The following is a 20266-nucleotide window of genomic DNA, read 5'->3' on the forward strand; positions in this document are numbered from 1 at the left end:
AGGTGCACGGTCCCGCATGCTGAGACCCCCCACCGCGTCTCCCGAAGCTATGCCAAACTGTATAGGTGTCCTCGCTCGCGCTCATTATTGGCAGCAGGCGCGCCGGTCCGCAGTGACCGATCCGCGACGTACGACCCGTACGCGGAACGGACACCGTGTCACATGACCCGCGCGCAGACCTCTCGCACCCGCGAGGGGTCTTTTTGTTTGCCGACGCGTTCCCCACAGGGAGCGTCCCGACAAGCGAGCAGCTCGCGGCGATGGTGGACAGTGGAGTCGGATCCCCCAGCAGGCAGACCCTGCTGGGGGCCAACCAGCCCCGGACAGGAGACCACAGGCAATGACCCTCAGCGACGACTTCCATGTCTTCGACACCACCCTGCGCGACGGTGCGCAGCGCGAGGGCATCAACCTCACCGTCGCCGACAAGCTGACCATCGCCCGGCATCTGGACGACTTCGGCGTCGGCTTCATCGAGGGCGGCTGGCCCGGCGCCAACCCCCGTGACACCGAGTTCTTCGCCCGCGCCGCCGCCGAGCTGCAGCTGCGGAACGCCCAGTTGGTGGCCTTCGGCGCCACCCGCAGGGCCGGCGGCGAGGCCGCCACCGACGCCCAGCTCGCCGCCCTGGTGGCCTCCGGCGCGCCCGTGGTGACCCTGGTCGCCAAGTCGCACGACCGCCATGTCGAGCTGGCCCTGCGCACCACCCTGGACGAGAACCTGGAGATGGTCCGCGACAGCGTGGAGTTCCTGCGCGCCCAGGGCCGCCGCGTCTTCATCGACTGCGAGCACTTCTTCGACGGCTACAAGGCCAACCGCGACTACGCCCTCGCCGTGGTCCGCACCGCGCACCAGGCCGGGGCCGACGTCGTGGTGCTGTGCGACACCAACGGCGGGATGCTCCCCTCCGGGGTCCGTGCCATCGTCGCGGACGTGCTCGCCGAGACCGGAGCCCGCCTGGGCATGCACGCCCAGGACGACACCGGTTGCGCGGTGGCCAACACCCTGGCCGCCGTGGACGCCGGGGCCACCCATGTGCAGTGCACCGCCAACGGTTACGGCGAGCGGGTCGGCAACGCCAACCTCTTCCCGGTGACCGCCGCGCTGGAGCTGAAGCTCGACCGGCGGGTGCTGCCGACCGGCAAGCTCACCGAGATGACCCGGATCTCGCACGCCATCGCCGAGGTCGTCAACCTCACGCCCTCCACCCACCAGCCCTACGTCGGGGTCTCCGCCTTCGCCCACAAGGCCGGGCTGCACGCCTCCGCCATCAAGGTCGACCCCGACCTCTACCAGCACACCGACCCGGCCCTGGTCGGCAACTCCATGCGGATGCTGGTCTCGGACATGGCCGGCCGGGCCTCGGTCGAGCTCAAGGCCAAGGAGCTCGGCTACGACGTCTCCGACGACCGGGAGACGGTCGGCCGGGTGGTGGACACCGTCAAGGCCCGTGAGCTCCAGGGCTACACCTACGAGGCCGCCGACGCCTCGTTCGAGCTGCTGCTGCGGGACGAGATCAACGGCAACCGGGCGCGCTTCTTCACCCTGGAGTCCTGGCGCACCATCGTCGAGCAGGCGGCGGACGGCAGCCAGGCCAACGAGGCCACGGTGAAGCTGCACGCCAAGGGCGAGCGGATCATCGCCACCGGCGAGGGCAACGGCCCGGTGCACGCCCTGGACGTGGCGCTGCGCGCGGCGCTGGAGCGCTTCTACCCGCAGCTCGCCGCGCTGGAGCTGGTGGACTACAAGGTCCGCATCCTGGAGGGCGAGCACGGCACCCGCTCGCAGACCCGGGTCCTGGTGACCACCAGCAACGGCCAGGACGAGTGGTCCACGGTCGGGGTGGCGGAGAACGTGATCGGCGCCTCCTGGCAGGCGCTTGAGGACGCCTACACCTTCGGCCTGCTCCGCGCGGGGCTGGAGCCGTAGCCGCGAAGAGGGACCGGAGCACAACACAACTGAGGGGCCGTCACGCAGCAGCGTGACGGCCCCTCAGTTCGTCCGGCTGGGGCTCAGCGAAGGCTCAGCGGAGTCGGGCGAGGAGTGCGTGTTCGACGAGGGTGATGAGTGCGGATTTGGCGCTGTCGCGGCGGCGGGCGTCGGTGGTGATGACGGGGGTGTCGGGGCCGAGTTGGAGGGCTTCGCGGACTTCGTCGGGGTTGTGGGTCTGGTTGCCGTCGAAGGCGTTGAGGGCGACGACGAAGGGCAGTCCGCTGTTTTCGAAGTAGTCGATGGCGGGGAAGCAGTCGGCGAGGCGGCGGGTGTCGACCAGGACGACGGCGCCGATGGCGCCGCGGACCAGGTCGTCCCACATGAACCAGAAGCGGTCCTGTCCGGGGGTGCCGAACAGGTAGAGGATCAGGTCCTCGTCCAGGGTGATCCGGCCGAAGTCCATGGCCACCGTGGTCGTGGTCTTGTCGGCCACATGGCTGAGGTCGTCGATGCCGGCCGAGGCGCTGGTCATCACGGCCTCGGTGCGCAGCGGGTTGATCTCGGAGACCGCGCCGACCAGGGTCGTCTTGCCCACCCCGAAGCCGCCGGCCACGACGATCTTCGCCGAGGTGGTCGTGCGGGCTCCGGTGGCGGCCGCCGGTGGCGCGGGCCTAGAGCTTGCGAAGTCCACTGAGCACCCTTTCGAGCAGTGTCACGTCTGGCGTGCCGCCGGATTCGCCTCCGGCAGCGGGTTGGTGGATCGCGACCAGACCGGATTCGGCCAGGTCGGCGACGAGGATGCGGGCCACGCCGAGAGGCATGGAAAGCAGAGCCGAGATCTCGGCCACGGACTTGATCTCCAGGCAGAGACCGCAGATCCGTTGGTGTTCGGGGAGCAGCGTGCCGATCCGCTCGGGCGGCGCGGTGGTGGAGACCAGGGCCTCGATGGCGAGCTGGTAGCGCGGCCGGGTCCGTCCGCCGGTCATGGCGTAGGGCCGGATCAGCGGCTCCTCGTCCATCTCCGGCTCCTGGGCCGGCTGCCGGGTCCAGTCGTCGGCGTACGACGGACGGCTGTTGTAGCCGGATCCGGTGCCGCTGGTGGTGGGCGCGTTGGGCTCGGGGTTCCCCCGGGGCGCCTGGCCGGAGCCGTTGGAGTAGGGGTTCTCCTGGTACGGGTTGCCGCCGTAGCCGTTGCGCTGCTCCTGCTCATAGCTGGGGTAGCCCGGGGCGTAGCCGCCGCCGGGACCACCGAACGCATCGTGGCCTGAACCGGGGTAGCCGGTGCCGTACTGGCCGTTCTGGTCCTCGGGCGGTGTCACGGGTCCTCCTCACAGTTGAGCGACAGGGGCGTTACGGCTCTTGCTGAACGTGTGCAGGCGGTGCAGGTGCAGGTGGTGCCGGTGTTGCGCGCCGTCAGTGGAGCAGGCTGCCCTGGAGCTCGGCGCGGAGCGCGGGGGTGAGTACGGTACCGGCACGGTCGACGAGGAGGGCCATTTCGTAGCCGACCAGGCCGATGTCGCTGTCGGGGGAGGCGAGGACGGCGAGTGAGGATCCGTCGGAGACGGCCATGATGAACAGGAAGCCGCGTTCCATCTCGACCACGGTCTGGGTGACCCGGCCGCCTTCGAAGATCCTGGAGGCGCCCTGGGTGAGCGAGGTCAGCCCGGAGGCGACCGCGGCCAGCTGGTCGGCACGGTCCCGCGGGAAGCCCTCGGACATGGCGAGCAGGAGGCCGTCGGCGGAGACCACCACCGTGTGCGACACCCCGGGGGTGTTGTCCACGAAGTTGGTGATCAACCAGTTGAGGTTCTGTGCCGCCTGGGACATCTGGCTCATCTAACGCTCCGGGTGGTTCGGGCCGCCGAAGAGTCCGGCTGCCCCGTGCTGGTCGGGGGAAGGGGTGTCGCCTGCGTTGTGCCCCTGCTGGATGCCGCGGCGCAGGTTGGTGAGCCGGCCGCGGACCTCCTCGGGGGAACGGGACAGCTGTGGGGAGGCGTCCGGTACTGCGCTGCTCGGCTCCTGGACGTTGCCGGGAAGCAGGTTCTGGCGGGGTACGCGCCGCGGGAGACCGGCCGGGGTGGTACCCCCGGCGACGGGCTCCGCGGGCACGGTCGGGAGCGGGACGGACGGCATGGCCATCGTGGCCTGGTCGCCGTCCTCACGGGCTCCGGTGAACCAGTTGGGCCGTTCACCGGCCTCACGGTCGCCGATCGCCCGGCCGCCGCCCAGTGCCTGGCCGGGACGGCGGGTGGGGAGCGAGCCGTTCGCGGAGCCGCCCGGGGAAGACGGAACCGGGGAGCTGGGCCGCTGAGGCAGGGCCGCCGGCGCGTTGCCGACCGCCGGACGGGATACGGGGGGGACGGGAGCCACGGGCGCCTCGGGGGCAGGTGCTGGGGCGGATTGCTGGGCCTCCGGGTAGTACGGGTGACCGTACTGGGGCTCGGAGGTGCTGTCGGGGTACTGCTGGTGACCGTACTGGTCCGCCTGGTAGGCCGGGTACTGCTCGGGGACGTACGGGTCCTGGCCGTACTGCGCGGTGCTGAACTGCGCGGTGTCGTACGACGGGTCGGGCTGGTACTGGTCCTGCTGCTGGTACTGCCGACCGTTCCCGTTCCCGTTCGCGGTGCCGTTCCCGGTGCCGTAGGTGTCGAAGTCGGCGGCGGTGTAGCTGCCCGCCTCGTAGCCGGCGTCGGGAGCCGGGTAGGAGGGGGCGGCGGCGGCCGGCCGGGCGTCGAAGCCGTCGAACTCGGGGACGTAGGAGTCGGGGTAGGGCTCGTACGTCTCTCCCGGCTGCGGCGCGGGGGCCGGGGCCGACGGCTGCTGCGTGGCCGGTGCGCCCTCGCCCGGGCCCTCCAGCGCCGCCTGCTCGCGCCGCTGGCCGAGCCGCATGGTGCGCTGCATCAGGTGGTCGGGGGCGACGGCAGCCGGCGCGTCCACGGCGGGGCGGTCGTAGCGGCTGTCGTCGAAGCCCAGTTCGCTGGCGGTCAGCTGGCCGGACTCCGCGTACGGGCCCGCCTCGGGCTCGCCGTAGATCCGGGAGACGGTGAACTGCTCCTCGGGCTCGGCGGCCCGTGGCAGCTGGGTGAGGTGGTCCGGGACCATCACCAGCGAGGTGGTGCCGGCGGACTCGCCGGAGGGACGCAGCTGGACCCGGATGGCGTGGCGCTCGGCCAGCCGGCCGACCACGAACAGGCCCATCTGACGGGAGACCGAGGCGTCGACGGTGGGCGGGTCGGCCAGCTTGGCGTTGATCTCGGCGAAGTCGGCGGCGGTGAGGCCGATGCCCTTGTCGTGGATCTCGATCAGCACCCGCTGGTCGGGCAGCCGGGTGGCGGTGACCTTCACCCGGGTCTGCGGACTGGAGAAGGTGGTGGCGTTCTCCAGCAGCTCCGCGAGGAGGTGCACCAGGTCGGTCACGGCCGGGCCGATCACGTCGGTCTCGGGTATGCCGCTGAGCTCGATGCGCTCGTACTGCTCCACCTCGGACGCGGCCGCGCGGAGCACGTCCACAAGCGGGATCGGGTCGCTCCACTCGCGGCCCGCCGACTCGCCGGCGAGGACCAGCAGGTTCTCGCCGTTGCGGCGCATACGGGTGGCCAGGTGGTCCAGCTTGAACAGGCTCTCCAGCTGGTCCGGGTCCGCCTCGTTGTTCTCCAGGTCGGTGATCAGCGACAGCTGACGCTCGATCAGGCTCTGGGAGCGACGGGACAGGTTGGTGAAGATCGCGTTGACGTTCCCACGGAGCATGGCCTGCTCGGAGGCCAGTCGGATGGCCTCGCGGTGGACCTCGTCGAACGCCCGGGCGACCTCGCCGATCTCGTCACGGCCGGTCAGCGGGATCGGCTGGACGGTGGTGTCGACGCGCTCGGGGTCGGTCTTGGAGAGCTTGCGGACCAGGTCCGGCAGCCGCTCGGCGGCGATGCCGGTGGCGCTGTCGCGCAGGGTGCGCATACCGCGCACCATCGAGCGGCCCATCAGGTAGGCCAGCGCGCCGGCCAGCAGCACCAGTGCCAGCGCCTCGGCGCTGATGGTGATGGCCTGCTTGTTGGCGTCCTGCTTGGCCTGGTGCGCGTCGGCGAGGACCTGGCTGGTGATGGCCGTCTCGACCTTGCGCTGCTGGCCGGTCCGCTGGCTGGCCAGGGTGTACCAGGAGACCGGGGTGATCCCGGAGGACTTGAGCGAGGGCTTGCCCGCCATCGCCAGCAGGGTGTCCTCGGCCGCGGTGATGCCCTGGCCGATCACGGTCTGCTGGTAGAGCGTGAGGTCCGCGGGCACACCGGAGAGCAGCACCTGCTGCTCGGTGACCTGGGTGAGGCGCGCGGCCACCTGGATCGCGATCGCGAGCTGCGACGGCATCTTGTCGTACATCAGCGCGATGGTGACCAGGTTGCGCTCGGTCGCGGTGGACTCCTTCTCCAGGCTCAGCGCGAAGAGCTCACGACCGCGGCTGTTGATGTTCTTGTCACCGAAGGCGAGTTCGTTGTCCAGCCCCAGCAGGCCCAGGTAGATGTTGGAGTACGCCACCTCGGTGGAGACCGGGTCGTAGGTCTTGCTGGTGACGTCGTAGCCCTTGGTCCGCAGGTTGTTGAGGTTCTTGGCGGCCTGGGCGTGGAAGGTGCTGAGGTCGGTGCTGATCTGCACGTCGGGCTTGACCTGTGCGGCGTCGGCGTCCATCACCGCGATGTCCGCGTCCGTCTGCTTGCGCGCGGCCAGCACCTGGGCGTTCTGATGGTCGCCCATCATCTGCGGGATGACCGCGAGGTCGCGCTCGGTCTCGAGGTCGTCGGCCACCGTGCCGGCGTCCCGGACCAGGATGGCGACCTTCTCGTTCTGCCCGGCGGTGCTGGCGAGGTCCAGTTGGTCCTTGATGCGCAGCCCCGCGAAGACCAGCCCGGTGATCACCGGGACCAGCACGATGGCCGTCAGCCGGGTGGGCACGCGCCAGTGGCGGAAGGCCCAGCTGGAGCCACCGCCGTCCACGGGCTGGGGCTCGGCCTGCCGCGGTCCAGGGTCTGCCTGCTTCTGCCTCACTCGACAACAACCTCTCGGCCGGGGCGGCCATTTCTGAACGTGCTACTGATCTGCGCGGATCGCTGGAATTTCAGCACGTACGCGCGGTACGGGCCAAACACCCCTGGTAGGTCCGCTTACTGACGATAAATGGGACATAAGGAGCTGATTGCGGCGAATGCTCACCCGCCGGTAGGCATTCCGTGTGCATGTGGTCACCTGTGGTGATTTTTGTGAATGAATTGCGTGTCGAACTGTTATGCAGAGCCTCAGCGGAGTCGGGCGAGGAGTGCGTGTTCGACGAGGGTGATGAGTGCGGATTTGGCGCTGTCGCGGCGGCGGGCGTCGGTGGTGATGACGGGGGTGTCGGGGCCGAGTTGGAGGGCTTCGCGGACTTCGTCGGGGTTGTGGGTCTGGTTGCCGTCGAAGGCGTTGAGGGCGACGACGAAGGGCAGTCCGCTGTTTTCGAAGTAGTCGATGGCGGGGAAGCAGTCGGCGAGGCGGCGGGTGTCGACCAGGACGACGGCGCCGATGGCGCCGCGGACCAGGTCGTCCCACATGAACCAGAAGCGGTCCTGTCCGGGGGTGCCGAACAGGTAGAGGATCAGGTCCTCGTCCAGGGTGATCCGGCCGAAGTCCATGGCCACCGTCGTGGTGGTCTTCCCGCTGATGTGGGTCAGGTCGTCGATGCCGGCCGAGGCGCTGGTCATCACGGCCTCGGTGCGCAGCGGGTTGATCTCGGAGACCGCGCCGACCAGGGTCGTCTTGCCCACCCCGAAGCCGCCGGCCACGACGATCTTCGCCGAGGTGGTGGCCCGGTGCGGGGCGGGTGGGGCCGGCGCGAAGGGCGCCGCGGGCCTAGAGCTTCCGAAGTCCACTGAGCACCCTTTCGAGCAGTGTGACGTCCGGCGTTCCGCCCGATTCGGAGGCGGCCGCAGGTTGGTGGATGGCGACCAGGCCGGCTTCGGCCAGGTCGGCTACGAGAATGCGGGCCACGCCCAGCGGCATCGGGACCAGCGCGCTGACCTCGGCGACCGACTTGACCTCGCGGCACAGCTGGACGATCCGGGCGTGCTCGGGGAGCAGTGTGCCCGCCCGGTCCGCCTGGGCCGTGGTGGAGATGAGGGCCTCAATGGCGAGCTGGTAGCGCGGCCGGGTCCGTCCGCCGGTCATGGCGTACGGGCGCACCAGCGGCTGACGGGCACCCCCCTGGGGCGGCTGCGAGCCGTGCGAGCCGTGCGTTCCCTGCTGGCCGCCGTACGAGCCGCCGCCGTACGGATTGCCGTACGGACCGGTGGAGCCTTGGGGCGGGGTCATCTGTCCTCCTTGAGCTGCAGCGGTCCGTCGTGCCTCTCCGCGGCGTGGTGTTGGTGCGAGGGAGTGTGTGCCCGGAAGGAGCGGCATGCCTCAGTGGAGCAGGCTGCCTTGGAGCTCCGTCCGGAGTGCCGGGGTCAGCACGTCACCGGTGCGGTCGACGAGGAGGGCCATTTCGTAGCCGACCAGGCCGATGTCGCTGTCGGGGGAGGCGAGGACGGCGAGTGAGGATCCGTCGGAGACGGCCATGATGAACAGGAAGCCGCGTTCCATCTCGACCACGGTCTGGGTGACCCGGCCGCCTTCGAAGATCCTGGAGGCGCCCTGGGTGAGCGAGGTCAGCCCGGAGGCGACCGCGGCCAGCTGGTCGGCACGGTCCCGCGGGAAGCCCTCGGACATGGCGAGCAGGAGGCCGTCGGCGGAGACCACCACCGTGTGCGACACCCCGGGGGTGTTGTCCACGAAATTGGTGATCAACCAGTTCAGATTGTGTGCCGCTTGGGACATCTGACTCATCTGAATCAACGCTCCTGGGGGTTGGTGCCGTACGGGCCCGCGTTGCCGCCGGGGTTGGCCTGGTTGGAGCCGCCTGCGCCTGCCTGGCGTCCCTGCTGGATGCCGCGGCGCAGGTTGGTGAGCCGGCCGCGGACCTCCTCGGGCGAACGGGACACCTGGCTCTGCGGACCTTCCGGCGGGACGGATTCGGCGGTGCCCGGGACCAGGTTGGCCTTGGGCACCCGGCGGGGGAGACCCGAGGGCAGCACCCCGCCGGCGCTGGGTTCACGGACCTGCTCGGCCCGGCGCCACACCTCGTCGTTGGCGGAGGTCCGCCACTGACCGGCGGCGCTGGCACCGGCCGGCATGCCCTCGCCGACTCCGCGCTGCGGCATCGGCCGCTGCGGCGGCGCGCCGAACGGTGCGTCAGCCGCAGGGGAGGAGGTTCCCGGACGCTGCCATGTCTCGGCCTGGCCCTGGGGCTGCTGCACGGAGCCCGGCCCCTGCTGGACGGGGGGCTGGGGCGCCGAGGTGCCGGGGCGCTGGAAGCGGTTCTGCGAGGGCCGCTGCGGCGCCGGGGCCTGCGGGGCCGCCTGCTCCGGACCGGCGGTCTCGGCCGGGGCCGTCACCTGCACGGCCCGCATCCGGTCGGCACGGCCGCTGCGGAACCAGTTGGACTCCATCGCCTCGAAGATCGGCGAGCTGCCCGCGCCGGCCTCGGCCGGTGGCAGGGCCCGGGTCAGCGGGTGGCTCGCCGCGTCGGCGGAGGGAAGCGCCACCGGCTGGGACGGGGCCTGCTGCTGCGGCGGAACCGGCTGCTGGGTCGGCATCTGCTGCTGCGGCCGCTGGGGCTGCTGCGGCGCGAAGGCCTGCGGCTCGACCGGCCGCGGCGGCATCGGCTGCGGCGGGATCGGCCGGGCCGGCTCCTCGTCGAAGTGCGGCCGGGCGAACTGCGCGGTGCTCTCCATGTTGTCGGGAGCCAGAGGCTGCCCGGCGGGAGCCAGCGGCTGGCCGGCCGGGACCGGAGGCCTTCCGGCCGGTGCCTGGGGCCGACCGGTCGGGGCCGGTGATCCGTGCTGCGGCTGCTCGCTCCACAGGCCCTGCTCGTCCAGCGGGACCGGCGGCTGCATGCCGGGCTGCTGCATGCCCTGCTGGGGTCCCTGCGGTCCGCGCTGCTGCGGGCCGGGGCCCTGCTGCGCCATGGTCCGCAGGGTCGGGTCCTGCTGGGCGTGGGCCGGCTGCTGCTGGCCGCCGGGGCGGCCGCCGGGCGCCGGGGCGCCCATCGGCGAGGAGCCCTGGGGCAGGCCCGGGGTGTCGCCGCGCTGCGGCAGGCCGGACTGCTGCGTACCGGGCTGCGGGGGCAGCGACGGGCGTCCGCCGGGGCCGCCCGAGGGGCCGCCGCCCAGCGGCGCGCGACCGGGTGCCTGCGGCATCGCGCCGCGCTGCTGCTGCATGCCCACGCTGCCCGGCGCGCCGGGGTTCTGACCGCCCTGGCCGGGCGCGCCCTGCGGACGCTGCTGGCCGGGACCGGCCGAACCGCCGCGGCGCTCGGCCGCGTTGGTGACGTCCACGGGCAGCATGACCAGCGCGGTGGTGCCGCCGGAGTCGCTGGGGCGCAGCTGGATCCGGATGCCGTGACGCAGCGAGAGTCGACCGACCACGAACAGGCCCATGCGGCGGGAGACGGAGACGTCCACCACCGGCGGGTTCGCCAGCCGCTCGTTGATCTCGGCCAGGTCGTCGGGGGAGAGGCCGATGCCGGTGTCGTGGATCTCGACCAGCACCCGGCCGTCCGGCAGCGCGTGGCCGGTGACCCGGACCCGGGTCTGCGGGCTGGAGAACGAGGTCGCGTTCTCCAGCAGCTCGGCGAGCAGGTGGACGAGGTCGTTGACGACTCGTCCGGCGACGTCGGCGGTGGGCACCGAGGCCAGTTCGATGCGCTCGTACTGCTCCACCTCGGAGGCCGCGGCGCGGAGCACGTCGACCAGCGGGACCGGGCGGGTCCACCGGCGGCCGGGGTCCTCACCCGCGAGGACCAGCAGGTTCTCGCCGTTACGGCGCATACGGGTGGCGAGGTGGTCCAGCTTGAAGAGGCTGGCCAGCTGGTCCGGGTCGGCCTCGCGGCTCTCCAGCTCGGAGATCATCGACAGCTGGCGCTGGATCAGGCCCTGGGAGCGGCGCGAGAGGTTGGTGAACATCGCGTTGATGTTGCCTCGCAGCAGCGCCTGCTCGGCGGCGAGACGGACGGCCTGGGCGTGCACCTGGTCGAACGCTCGGGCCACGTGGCCGATCTCGTCCGTGGTGTTGATGCCGATCGGTGCGACCGAGGTGTCCACGTCCTGCGGGTCCGACTCGGAGAGCGTGCGGACCAGTTCCGGCAGCCGGTTCTCGGCGACGTCCTCGGCCGCATGCTGCATCTTGCTCAGCGTGCGGACCATGGAGCGGGCCACGATCACGGCGCCGACGATGGCGACGAGCAGGACCAGGCCGATCAGCACCGCGTTGACGATCGCGTCGGTCTTCGCCGCGCTGCTCAGGCTGCTGGTCTGCGCGTTCAGGCCGAGGACCAGGACGTTCTCGGCCTGGCTCATCAGGCTGATCTGGGTGGTCGCCTCGGCGTCCCAGTCGGCGTACTGCGGGAGGTTCGGGTAGGCGGCGAAGCCTTCGGTGGACTGCAGGACGGTGGTGGTGAGTCGCGTCGCGTTCTTGACGTTGATGTTGTTGGCCCAGGTGGCGCTGAACGCCTGGGCCGCGGTGACACCGCCGCCGTAGAGGCGCTCGAAGGCCGTCTGGGCGCTCTGGGCGTCGGCGAAGGCGGCCGCGGCGTAGGCGCGGTCACCGACCTGCAGGGTCTGCGGGTTGGAGGCCAGTCCGGCGCTGATCACCGCGCGGATGATGGACTGGCTCTCCTTCCAGAGCGAGAACTCCTGCAGCGCACGGGTGCTCTGGATCAGCTGGGCGTTGCTGGAGGCCAGGGCGATGTCCTGGCTGAGCGTCAGCAGCGGCGTGATCAGCTTGTCGTAGGAGTTGACGGACTGAAGGATGTTGGTGCCGCCGCGGGAGAACGAGTTCGCCCGGATGTCACCGAGCCCCTGCAGGCTGCTGTTGATGCTGGTGATGTCGACGCCGTTGCCGGGCAGGGTGGCCGAGTCCAGGCTGTTGGTCAGCGTGGTGAAGTTGATCCGCCGGGTGGCGGTGATCTTCTGGGCCGCCTGGATCGCGTCCGCCGTCTTGTCGCCGGTGGCGGTGGAGATGCCGGCCGCGGTGTCGCGCTCGTTCTCCAGCGCGGTGGCGAGCAGGGTCGCGCTCTGCGCGATCCCACCCAGCTGGGAGGCCTTGGCGAGCTGCTGCTGGGTCTGCAGTGACGCCTGGATGCGGAAGCCACCCAGCACCATGGCCGCGATCACCGGGAGGATCAGCAGTGCGGTCAGCCTGGTCCGGATACGCCAGTTGCTCAGCGCATAGCGCTTGATGCCGGTGACCCGGGTCGGGGTGAGCCGCCCTATTCGGGCCTTCGCGGCGTCAGCGGTCCGCTGCCGGCTGCTGGTGGAACCGCCCTCTCGGCCCGGGTCGGCAGTCGGCGCCGTGGGCGCATGCTGCTGACGAACGGCTGCTTCGCGGTCCGCCGGGTCGCCCGGGCCGCCGCCACCCCTCTTGATACGTCCCTGCACTAGCGTCGCAACCTCTGGACCAGGCGCCCTGTCCACGCGTACGCGGAAGCAGGACGGTGTCGAGTTTCGGGCGGGCCCGGGTCCTGTTTCAGCAGACCCTGTTGTGTGCCCGTGCCGCCGTAGGAGTTGGGCCCCGGCGCTGGCAGTAGCGCAGTGGAGGGGCGGCCTCCGGCGGTCCGTGGAATTTCAGCACAGTGCCGCACCTGCAACAAGGGGCGACGCAGTGTAGCCACTTCGGTTACTCTCTGCGGCTTCCCCTTGACAGATTGTGGGTCGATCCCCCTGGAATACCGCACGTTTCGGACAGTAGCAGCATGCCGCGTGTTCGAACGGCATTACGCCCCGTGATGATTTTGTCCGGTCTGCCCCGTGATGTCTGTTTGTCTCAACAGGGCACAATGTCGTAACTGTCGGAACTCTGTGGGTTAGAAGTGAGCAAAATCACAGGAGTTGAGGTAGTGCGAAGCGGCTCCTGTGTGGAATGAGATCCTGATGCGCATCCGATCTTCCGCCCTTCTGCCCCTGTGAGGTAGTCCGCGTGTCCACCAAGACGACGATGAGCTTCCGTCCGACCGCAAACCCGCGCCGGACGACTCTCGCCTCCCTGCCCGTCGACGGCGCCCCTGCGCTCCGCAGCTCCGCGACCGAGCAGGCCGAACTGCCCCGCACGACCGCCAACCCGCGGCGCACCAACCTGATGGTCGCCCCGGCGCAGGCGGTCAAGGAGTCTGCGGTCAACGAGTGACAGGCGCGGCGCGCCGCCGAGGGCCCTGCCGGGTGGAAACCGGCAGGGCCCTCGGCGTATCGGCGGATAGGCTGGCGGCACCACCGTTCGCGAGCCCGAAGAGGACAGCAGCCACCGTGCGTATCGCCAGGTTTTCCAGTGAGGGGACCGTTTCCTTCGGTGTCGTCGAGGGGGACGCCACCCAGCCGGAGGCGCTGACCCTGCATGTGCTCTCCGGCCACCCCTTCGGCGACCTGCAGCCCACCGGCCAGGTCCTGCCGCTCAAGGACGTGCGGCTGCTGCCCCCGATGCTCCCCAACAAGATCGTCGCAGTGGGGCGCAACTACGCCGCCCACGCGGCGGAGCTCGGCAACGAGGTCCCCGAGGTTCCGCTCACCTTCTTCAAGCCCTCGACCGCCGTGATCGGCCCCACCGAGAACATCGCCTACCCGCCGTTCTCCTCCGACGTCCAGTACGAGGCCGAGCTGGCCGTGGTCATCGGCCGGATGTGCCGCGACGTGCCGCACGAGCGGGTCCCCGAGGTGGTCTTCGGCTACACCTGCGCCAACGACGTGACCGCGCGCGACGTCCAGCAGCGCGAGGGCCAGTGGGCCCGGGCCAAGGGCTTCGACACCTCCTGCCCGCTCGGCCCCTGGATCGAGACCGACCTCGACCCGGCCGACCTGGCGATCACCTGCACCGTCAACGGGGAGCTGCGCCAGGCCGGCCGCACCTCGCAGATGGTGCGCTCGGTCGCGGACCTCATCGTCCACATCACCGAGGCGATGACGCTGCTCCCCGGAGACGTCATCCTCACCGGCACCCCGGCGGGTGTCGGCCCCCTGAACGTCGGCGACGAGGTCGCCGTCTCCATCGAAGGCATCGGCACTCTCACCAACAAGGTGATCAAGCGTGGCTAACACCGCAAGCGAGCTCGACCCCACCGTCCGGGTCCGCTTCTGTCCCTCCCCGACCGGCAACCCTCACGTCGGCCTGGTCCGCACCGCCCTGTTCAACTGGGCCTTCGCCCGGCACAACGGCGGCACCCTGGTGTTCCGGATCGAGGACACCGACGCGGCCCGCGACTCGGAGGACTCCTACAACCAGCTGCTGGACGCCATGCGCTGGCTGGGCTTCGACTGGGACGAGGGGCCCGAGGTCGGCGGACCCTACGAGCCGTACCGGCAGTCGCAGCGGATGGACATCTACGCCGACGTCGCCGCCAAGCTGCTGGAGTCCGGCCACGCGTACCACTGCTACTGCTCCACCGAGGAGCTGGACGCCCGCCGTGAGGCCGCCCGCGCGGCCGGTCGGCCCTCCGGCTACGACGGCCACTGCCGCGGCCTGAGCGCCGAGCAGATCGCGGCCTACCAGGCGGAGGGGCGCAAGCCGATCGTCCGCTTCCGGATGCCCGACGCGCCGATCACCTTCACCGACCTGGTCCGCGGCGAGCTGACCTTCACCCCGGAGAACGTGCCGGACTACGGCATCGTCCGGGCCAACGGCGCGCCGCTCTACACCCTGGTCAACCCGGTGGACGACGCGCTGATGGGGATCACCCATGTGCTGCGCGGCGAGGACCTGCTCTCCTCCACCCCCCGGCAGATCGCGCTGTACGGGGCGCTGGCCGAGCTGGGCATCGCCACCGGGCCGACGCCGCAGTTCGGGCACCTGCCCTACGTCATGGGCGAGGGCAACAAGAAGCTGTCCAAGCGCGACCCGCAGGCCTCGCTCAACCTCTACCGCGAGCGCGGCTTCCTCCCCGAGGGGCTGCTCAACTACCTGGCGCTGCTGGGCTGGTCGCTGGCCGAGGACCGGGACCGCTTCTCCATGGCGGAGATGGTCGCCGCGTTCGACCTCGCCAAGGTGAACTCCAATCCGGCGCGGTTCGACCTCAAGAAGGCCGAGGCGATCAACGCCGAGCACCTGCGCGCCCTGGCGCCCGCCGAGTTCGTCCGACGGCTGATCCCCTTCCTCACCGCGGCGGGCCTGTTCGCCGCCGAGGGCCCGACCGACGCCCAGCTGGACCTGCTGATCGCGGCCGCCCCGCTGACCCAGGAGCGGATGGTCGTGCTCGGCGAGGTCGTCGGCATGCTCGGCTTCCTCTTCGTCGCCCCCGAGGACTTCGCCCTCGACCCGGCCGACGCCGAGAAGGTGCTCACCCCCGATGCCGCACCGGTGCTGCAGGCCAGCATCGACGCGCTGGAGGCGCTGGAGGGCTTCGACCCGGACGACATCCAGGCCGCCCTGCGCGCCGCCCTGGTCGACGGCCTGGGCATCAAGCCCAAGTTCGCCTTCACCCCGCTGCGGGTGGCCGTCACCGGCCGCCGGGTCTCGCCGCCGCTGTTCGAGTCGATGGAACTGCTGGGCCGGGAGGAGACCCTGCGCCGGCTGCGGGCCGCGCTGGAGCGCGCCCGGGGCTGATCCGGGTCCCGCCCCCGGCGGAGTGACCACCGCCGGGGGCAGGGCTTATCGATTTTGGTGCGATGCCCCCCATCGGGTAACGTTCTTCTTGTTGCGCCGCCCGGGAGGGACGGGGAGAGAACCAGAAACTCTCACCAAGATCACCTGGACAGCCAATGGGGTATGGTGTAATTGGCAGCACGAGTGATTCTGGTTCATTTAGTCTAGGTTCGAGTCCTGGTACCCCAGCGCAGTTCCCTTACGAGATCCGTTCTCGTGAGCCCCCGTTGTGTAGCGGCCTAGCACGCTGCCCTCTCACGGCAGTAGCGCCGGTTCGAATCCGGTCGGGGGTACGCACCACCAAGCAGAGAAGATCAAGCCCCCGTTGTGTAGCGGCCTAGCACGCTGCCCTCTCACGGCAGTAGCGCCGGTTCGAATCCGGTCGGGGGTACCAGATCCTCCACCCTCACCATCGGGTCGACCCCGTGCACCGGACAGGCTCCGGAAGGCTCCGGTCCCCGAGGCGACGAAGCAGGATCACCAAAGCTTGCCCCCGTTGTGTAGCGGCCTAGCACGCTGCCCTCTCACGGCAGTAGCGCCGGTTCGAATCCGGTCGGGGGTACATCACAGCAGGCCCCCGGCTCCGGTCGGGGGCCTGCTGCGTCGCTGGTGTGGATCATGCCGTTGGTCAGGTATTGTTCTCCCCGGAGTGTTCGTCGGGGAACGGTTGAACTCCCCTTGGGGTATGGTGTAATTGGCAGCACGAGTGATTCTGGTTCACTTAGTCTAGGTTCGAGTCCTGGTACCCCAGCAAGGCGACACCGAAGGCCCGAAAGGGCCATTTTTTGTATGCAGGCGAGTGTTATGCCTGCGAGCGCATTTGAGAGGCCGGCAGCGCGCATGGCTCAGGCGAAGAAGCAGAGCAGCAGAAAGGCCGCACGTCCGCTGCTGGCGATGCATCAGGTCAGTCGGCGGTACGGCGGCCGGGTCGCCCTCCAGCCGGTCAGCCTCAACCTCGCCGCCGGCGAGTGCGTCGCCCTGGTCGGCCACAACGGCTCGGGCAAGTCGACCATGCTGCGGCTGGCCGCCGGCCGGGACACCCCCACCAGCGGCACCGTGAAGCTCGACGGCGTCCCCATGGACGAGAACGACCCCCGGGTCCGCGCCAGGCTCGCGGTGGTCGGCGATGTCTCGGCCTGCTACCCGGATCTGACGGTGCGTGAGCACCTGGCCCTGGTGGCCGTGGCGCACGGGGTGGAGGAGCCGCTGCACTGGGTCGACCGGGCCCTCGCCGACCGCGGCCTGGCCGAGCACGCCGAGGCGCTGCCCGGTTCGCTCTCCTCCGGTCAGCTCCAGTCGCTGCTGCTGGCCTCCGCCCTGGTCCGCCCGCGCGACCTGCTGATCCTGGACGAGCCCGAGCAGCGGCTCGACCCCGGGGCCCGGCAGCGCCTGGCCGACCTGCTCAAGGCCGAGCTCGCCGACGGGGTCGCCGTCCTGCTCGCCACCCACCACCCCGACCTGGCGATGCATGTCGCCGACCGGGTACTGCTGCTGGAGGACGGGGCGCTGCTGGCCCAGGGCACTCCGGAGGCCGTCCTGCCGACGGCCTTCCCCGGCGCCGCCGCCGGGGGAGCGCGGTGAGCGTCGCCGACGGGGGCGTCGCGCCGGAGTCCGCCGAGGCCGAGTGGACGGACTGGACCGACGACACCATGGCCCTGCTGCGCGCGCTGCGCGCTCCGCACCGCCGTTCGCGGGCCGGCCAGATCGGCTACACCGTCTACGTCGGCCTGATGATCGTCCTCGCCTGGGGCGGGATGTTCTCGATCGGGGCCTTCGCCAACGCCTCGATGGGCACCGACTACACCGCCCACGGCGCCCAACTGCTCGCCGCGCTGCCCTCCGGGGTGTGCGCGCTGAGCCTCGGCCTGATCCTGGTGGTGGCCAGGGACGCGCTGTGGCGCGGCCCGGTGGTCGCCCCGCGGGCCACCGTGGACTGGCTGCTGGCGCAGCCGATGCGTCCGGGGCCGGTGCTGCGCCCGTGGTTCTGGACCTCCTGCGCCGTCGCCCTGGTCCCCGGTCTGCTGGCAGCGGCCGCGTCCGGGGTGGCCCTGGGGCTGATGGACCGGACCGGCTTCCTGCCCGCCTTCGGCTGGGCGCTGATCGGCGGGGTGTGCGTGCCGCTGGTGGCCACCTGCTGCGCCGTGGCGGTGGAGCGTTACGAGGCGGCGGCCCGGTTCGTCCGCAGGGCCACCCCGGTGGTCGCGGTGCTGGTGCTGCTGCTCGCCGTGCAGAGCGGCTTCGCCTGGAACGGGCACGGGTCCACGCTGCTGGAACGGATCGAGATGTGGTCAGGACCCTGGGGCTGGCCGGCGCTGGTCGGCCTCACCCCCACCACCGCGGCCATTCCCGGCGGCTGGGCGGCGCTGGTGCCGCTGCTGCTGCTGACCGCCGTCGCCATGGTGCTGGCCCACCGGGCCGCCCCGGCCATCCCGTTGAGCAGTCTGCGGCACCGGGCCCGGACCGCGGCCGGGGTCGCGGCGGCCCTGCGCACCGCCGAGCTGCGCTCGGCCCGGATGGTGCTGGCCCAGTCCGACCAGCGGGCGCACCGGGCCAGACTGCGGATCCCGCCGCCCACCCGGCCCTGGCTGGCCGTTCCCTGGCGTGACCTCACCGCCCTGCTGCGCGCGCCGTCACGGCTCGGTCGCGCCGTGTTCTTCTCGGCGCCGGCCATGCTGCTGCTGCCCGCGGCGGTGGCGGCGAGCGGCGCGGACCGGCTGCTGATCACTGCCTGCTCGGTGGCCTTCGGCTACCTGGCGGTGGCCCAACTCGCGGAACCGGCCCGGGTGGAGGCTGACGATCCGCGCCGGGCCGGCTGGTCGCCCTATCCGTACGGCGAGCTGATGCTGCGTCATGCGGTGGTTCCGGCGCTGGCGAGCGTGCTGCTGGCGGCGCTCGGCGCCGCGGTGGCCGTCCTCGCCGGAGCGGGCGCGGCCGTGTGGCTGGCGCCGGTCGCGGCCCTGCCGCTCACCGCGGCGGCGATGGTGAACGCCTGCCGCGGCCCCTCGCGGCAGGAGTTGATGTACTCGCCGAGCGGGATGGGCAGCATGGGCCCGTTCATCTTCCTGGCCTGGTACGCCGCGGGGCCGGTCACCCTGGTTCCGGCCCTCGCCCTGGTGTTCGGCCTCGGCCGGGGGCCCAGCGCCCCGCTGGCCGTCAGTTGGTGCCTGGTCTTCGCCGCGATCCTGCTCTACTGGGCCTACCAGCGGGCGCTCACGCTGTCGGGCCGGCATCGTCCGAAGGACTGAGCCCGGATCAAGGCGCAGATCAAGAATGGGACAAGAATTCGAGCGAAAACCCAGGCTTCTCCCTGGTCGCAAACAGGAATCACTTAACGTTCTTGTATGACAGCGACTGCCCCGGTGGGGAGCCGAATACCGACCCCCTCGCGGGCGGGTTCCCTGCGAGCCGCGATCCGGCCCGTCCCGCTCCACCCGCTCCGCGCCGCCGCCCCGGCCCTGCTCGGCTACTGCGCGGTCCGCGCGATCGGGCTGCTGGTGCTGCTGATCGTCGGGAAGCAGCAGCACAAGCCGGTACTGCAGCGGCTCGGCAGCCTCTGGGACGCGGGCTGGTACGTCCGCATCATCGAGCACGGGTACGGGTCGGCGAACGGCCTGATCGGCAGCCACGGGATCCCCTACAGCACCCGCGCCTTCTTCCCGCTGTTCCCCTGGCTGGGCGACGCGGTCAGGACGGTCCTCCCGGTGACCACCGGCACCGCGCTGGTCCTGGTCGCCTCGTTGAGCGGCCTGGGCGCGGCCTGGGGTGCCTACGCGGTGGCCGGGATGTGCCACGGGCAGCGAGCCGGTGTGGTCGCCGCTGTGCTCTGGGGGGTGCTGCCGCTGGCGGTGCTGGAGAACACGGCCTACTCGGAGGCGCTGTTCAGCTGCCTGGCGATCTGGACCCTGTACGCGGTGCTGAGCCGGCGCTGGCTGCTAGCCGGTCTGCTGTGCGTGCTGGCCGGCCTGAGCCGGCCCAGCGCGATGGCGCTGACCGCGGCGGTCGGCGTCGCCGCGGCGGTGGAGCTCTACCGCAGTCTGCGCGGGCGCGGTTCGGTGCGCTGGTGGCGGCCGCTGGCGGCCGCTCTGCTGGCCCCCCTCGGCTGGGTCGGCTACATCCTGTACGTGGGCTGGGCGGAGCACTCCTGGGGCGCGTACTTCCGGATCCAGCGGGCCTGGGGCTCCACCTTCGACGGCGGCGTGGGCACCGTGAAGTGGTTCGACCATGTGTTCCTCAGCCCCCGGGCGGCCGAGGGCATCCCGCTGGCGTACTCGGTGATGGCCCTCACCGTCTTCGGCTACCTGCTGCTCTTCGCGATCGCCCTGGCGCACCGGCAGCCGCTCGTGCTGTTGGTCTTCAGCGCGGGTCTGCTGGTCATCGACCTGGGCAACGCCTCGCTCTACCCGCCGCTGGCCCGCTTCCTGATGCCGGCCCTCCCGCTGCTGTTCCCGCTGGCGGTGTCGCTCTCCCGGCTACGGTCCAGGGTGACGCTGCTGCTGGTGCTCACCGCGGCGGCCCTGGTCTCGGGCCTGTACGGCGCCTTCGTGGTCTTCTACGGCGGGGCGCCGTCCTGACTCCGGCTGCGGCGTGTGCCTGGCTTGTCGCGCACGCTTTTCAGCAAGCAGAGCCCCGCGCCCCTAGGCGTCTGCAACTGGTTCAGTT

At 71.1% G+C, this 20266-nt stretch carries 15 protein-coding genes and 5 tRNA genes; 12 read left to right on the forward strand and 8 right to left on the reverse strand.

Going from position 1 to position 20266, the window contains the following annotated elements; translation table 11 throughout:
- The first annotated feature begins 340 nt into the window (after nucleotides 1-340).
- A complete protein-coding gene (gene cimA, locus ABH941_RS20995; protein ID WP_370130953.1) occupies nucleotides 341-1927 on the forward strand; it encodes a citramalate synthase in 1587 nt (528 codons plus the stop codon).
- A gap of 94 nt (nucleotides 1928-2021) precedes the next feature.
- Here cimA and ABH941_RS21000 read toward each other — a convergent pair whose 3' ends face one another.
- From ABH941_RS21000 to ABH941_RS21035, 8 genes are all read right to left on the reverse strand, one after another.
- Nucleotides 2022-2621: an ATP/GTP-binding protein gene (locus ABH941_RS21000; RefSeq protein WP_134000587.1), complete on the reverse strand. Its 600-nt coding sequence runs from the start codon at nucleotides 2619-2621 to the stop codon at nucleotides 2022-2024.
- Nucleotides 2602-3249 carry a DUF742 domain-containing protein gene (locus tag ABH941_RS21005; protein ID WP_370130954.1) on the reverse strand — a complete coding sequence of 216 codons (648 nt, stop codon included), beginning with the start codon at nucleotides 3247-3249 and terminating at the stop codon, nucleotides 2602-2604. The genes ABH941_RS21000 and ABH941_RS21005 overlap by 20 nt, the downstream gene beginning before the upstream one ends.
- A 94-nt stretch (nucleotides 3250-3343) precedes the next feature.
- The gene (locus ABH941_RS21010) at nucleotides 3344-3766 is read right to left on the reverse strand and encodes a roadblock/LC7 domain-containing protein (protein WP_042392407.1); all 423 of its coding nucleotides are present in this window, start codon (nucleotides 3764-3766) and stop codon (nucleotides 3344-3346) included.
- A complete protein-coding gene (locus tag ABH941_RS21015; RefSeq protein ID WP_370130955.1) occupies nucleotides 3767-6961 on the reverse strand; it encodes a nitrate- and nitrite sensing domain-containing protein in 3195 nt (1064 codons plus the stop codon). It abuts the gene before it with no gap.
- Between the two features lie 248 nt (nucleotides 6962-7209).
- A complete protein-coding gene (locus ABH941_RS21020) occupies nucleotides 7210-7818 on the reverse strand; it encodes an ATP/GTP-binding protein (RefSeq protein WP_134000583.1) in 609 nt (202 codons plus the stop codon).
- Nucleotides 7799-8257 (reverse strand): DUF742 domain-containing protein, encoded by a 459-nt coding sequence (locus ABH941_RS21025; RefSeq protein WP_370130956.1) that lies wholly within the window; start codon nucleotides 8255-8257, stop codon nucleotides 7799-7801. The genes ABH941_RS21020 and ABH941_RS21025 overlap by 20 nt, the downstream gene beginning before the upstream one ends.
- Nucleotides 8258-8347: 90 nt before the next feature.
- Nucleotides 8348-8770, reverse strand: a complete 423-nt coding sequence (locus ABH941_RS21030; RefSeq protein ID WP_123500222.1) for a roadblock/LC7 domain-containing protein — start codon at nucleotides 8768-8770, stop codon at nucleotides 8348-8350.
- Between the two features lie 5 nt (nucleotides 8771-8775).
- Complete coding sequence (locus ABH941_RS21035) at nucleotides 8776-12420, reverse strand: nitrate- and nitrite sensing domain-containing protein (RefSeq protein ID WP_370130957.1); 3645 nt, start codon at nucleotides 12418-12420, stop codon at nucleotides 8776-8778.
- A gap of 538 nt (nucleotides 12421-12958) precedes the next feature.
- Between ABH941_RS21035 and ABH941_RS21040 the strand changes: the two genes are divergently transcribed.
- The 11 genes from ABH941_RS21040 to ABH941_RS21090 all read left to right on the forward strand — a co-directional run bounded on the left by ABH941_RS21040 (nucleotide 12959) and on the right by ABH941_RS21090 (nucleotide 20178).
- Nucleotides 12959-13165: a hypothetical protein gene (locus ABH941_RS21040; protein ID WP_370130958.1), complete on the forward strand. Its 207-nt coding sequence runs from the start codon at nucleotides 12959-12961 to the stop codon at nucleotides 13163-13165.
- 116 nt (nucleotides 13166-13281) lie between these two features.
- Nucleotides 13282-14064, forward strand: a complete 783-nt coding sequence (locus ABH941_RS21045; RefSeq protein WP_370130959.1) for a fumarylacetoacetate hydrolase family protein — start codon at nucleotides 13282-13284, stop codon at nucleotides 14062-14064.
- Nucleotides 14057-15568 carry a glutamate--tRNA ligase gene (gene gltX, locus ABH941_RS21050; protein WP_370130960.1) on the forward strand — a complete coding sequence of 504 codons (1512 nt, stop codon included), beginning with the start codon at nucleotides 14057-14059 and terminating at the stop codon, nucleotides 15566-15568. Before ABH941_RS21045 ends, gltX begins: the two co-directional genes overlap by 8 nt.
- A 156-nt stretch (nucleotides 15569-15724) precedes the next feature.
- Nucleotides 15725-15796 (forward strand) — tRNA-Gln (locus ABH941_RS21055).
- Between the two features lie 31 nt (nucleotides 15797-15827).
- Nucleotides 15828-15900, forward strand: a tRNA-Glu gene (locus ABH941_RS21060).
- 25 nt (nucleotides 15901-15925) lie between these two features.
- A tRNA-Glu gene (locus ABH941_RS21065) sits at nucleotides 15926-16001 on the forward strand.
- A 95-nt stretch (nucleotides 16002-16096) separates the two neighbouring features.
- Nucleotides 16097-16169 (forward strand) — tRNA-Glu (locus ABH941_RS21070).
- Between the two features lie 117 nt (nucleotides 16170-16286).
- A tRNA-Gln gene (locus ABH941_RS21075) sits at nucleotides 16287-16358 on the forward strand.
- Nucleotides 16359-16447: 89 nt separating this feature from the next.
- Nucleotides 16448-17188: an ABC transporter ATP-binding protein gene (locus ABH941_RS21080; RefSeq protein ID WP_370130961.1), complete on the forward strand. Its 741-nt coding sequence runs from the start codon at nucleotides 16448-16450 to the stop codon at nucleotides 17186-17188.
- Entirely contained in the window at nucleotides 17185-18852 is a 1668-nt protein-coding gene (locus ABH941_RS21085) for a DUF6297 family protein (protein WP_370130962.1), read from the forward strand. Before ABH941_RS21080 ends, ABH941_RS21085 begins: the two co-directional genes overlap by 4 nt.
- 96 nt (nucleotides 18853-18948) lie before the next feature.
- Nucleotides 18949-20178, forward strand: a complete 1230-nt coding sequence (locus tag ABH941_RS21090) for a glycosyltransferase family 39 protein (protein WP_370130963.1) — start codon at nucleotides 18949-18951, stop codon at nucleotides 20176-20178.
- Nucleotides 20179-20266 lie beyond the last annotated feature (88 nt).

It is taken from the genome of Streptacidiphilus sp. EB103A (assembly GCF_041261405.1).
Lineage (GTDB): Bacteria > Actinomycetota > Actinomycetes > Streptomycetales > Streptomycetaceae > Streptacidiphilus.

Bases quoted from the DNA above. Each gene is read 5' to 3' on its own strand.
- cimA (WP_370130953.1), top strand. From the start codon at position 341: ATGACCCTCAGCGACGACTTCCATGTCTTCGACACCACCCTGCGCGAC.
- ABH941_RS21010 (WP_042392407.1), bottom strand. From the start codon at position 3,766: ATGAGCCAGATGTCCCAGGCGGCACAGAACCTCAACTGGTTGATCACC.
- ABH941_RS21025 (WP_370130956.1), bottom strand. From the start codon at position 8,257: ATGACCCCGCCCCAAGGCTCCACCGGTCCGTACGGCAATCCGTACGGC.
- ABH941_RS21030 (WP_123500222.1), bottom strand. From the start codon at position 8,770: ATGAGTCAGATGTCCCAAGCGGCACACAATCTGAACTGGTTGATCACC.
- ABH941_RS21080 (WP_370130961.1), top strand. From the start codon at position 16,448: ATGGCTCAGGCGAAGAAGCAGAGCAGCAGAAAGGCCGCACGTCCGCTG.
- ABH941_RS21090 (WP_370130963.1), top strand. From the start codon at position 18,949: ATGACAGCGACTGCCCCGGTGGGGAGCCGAATACCGACCCCCTCGCGG.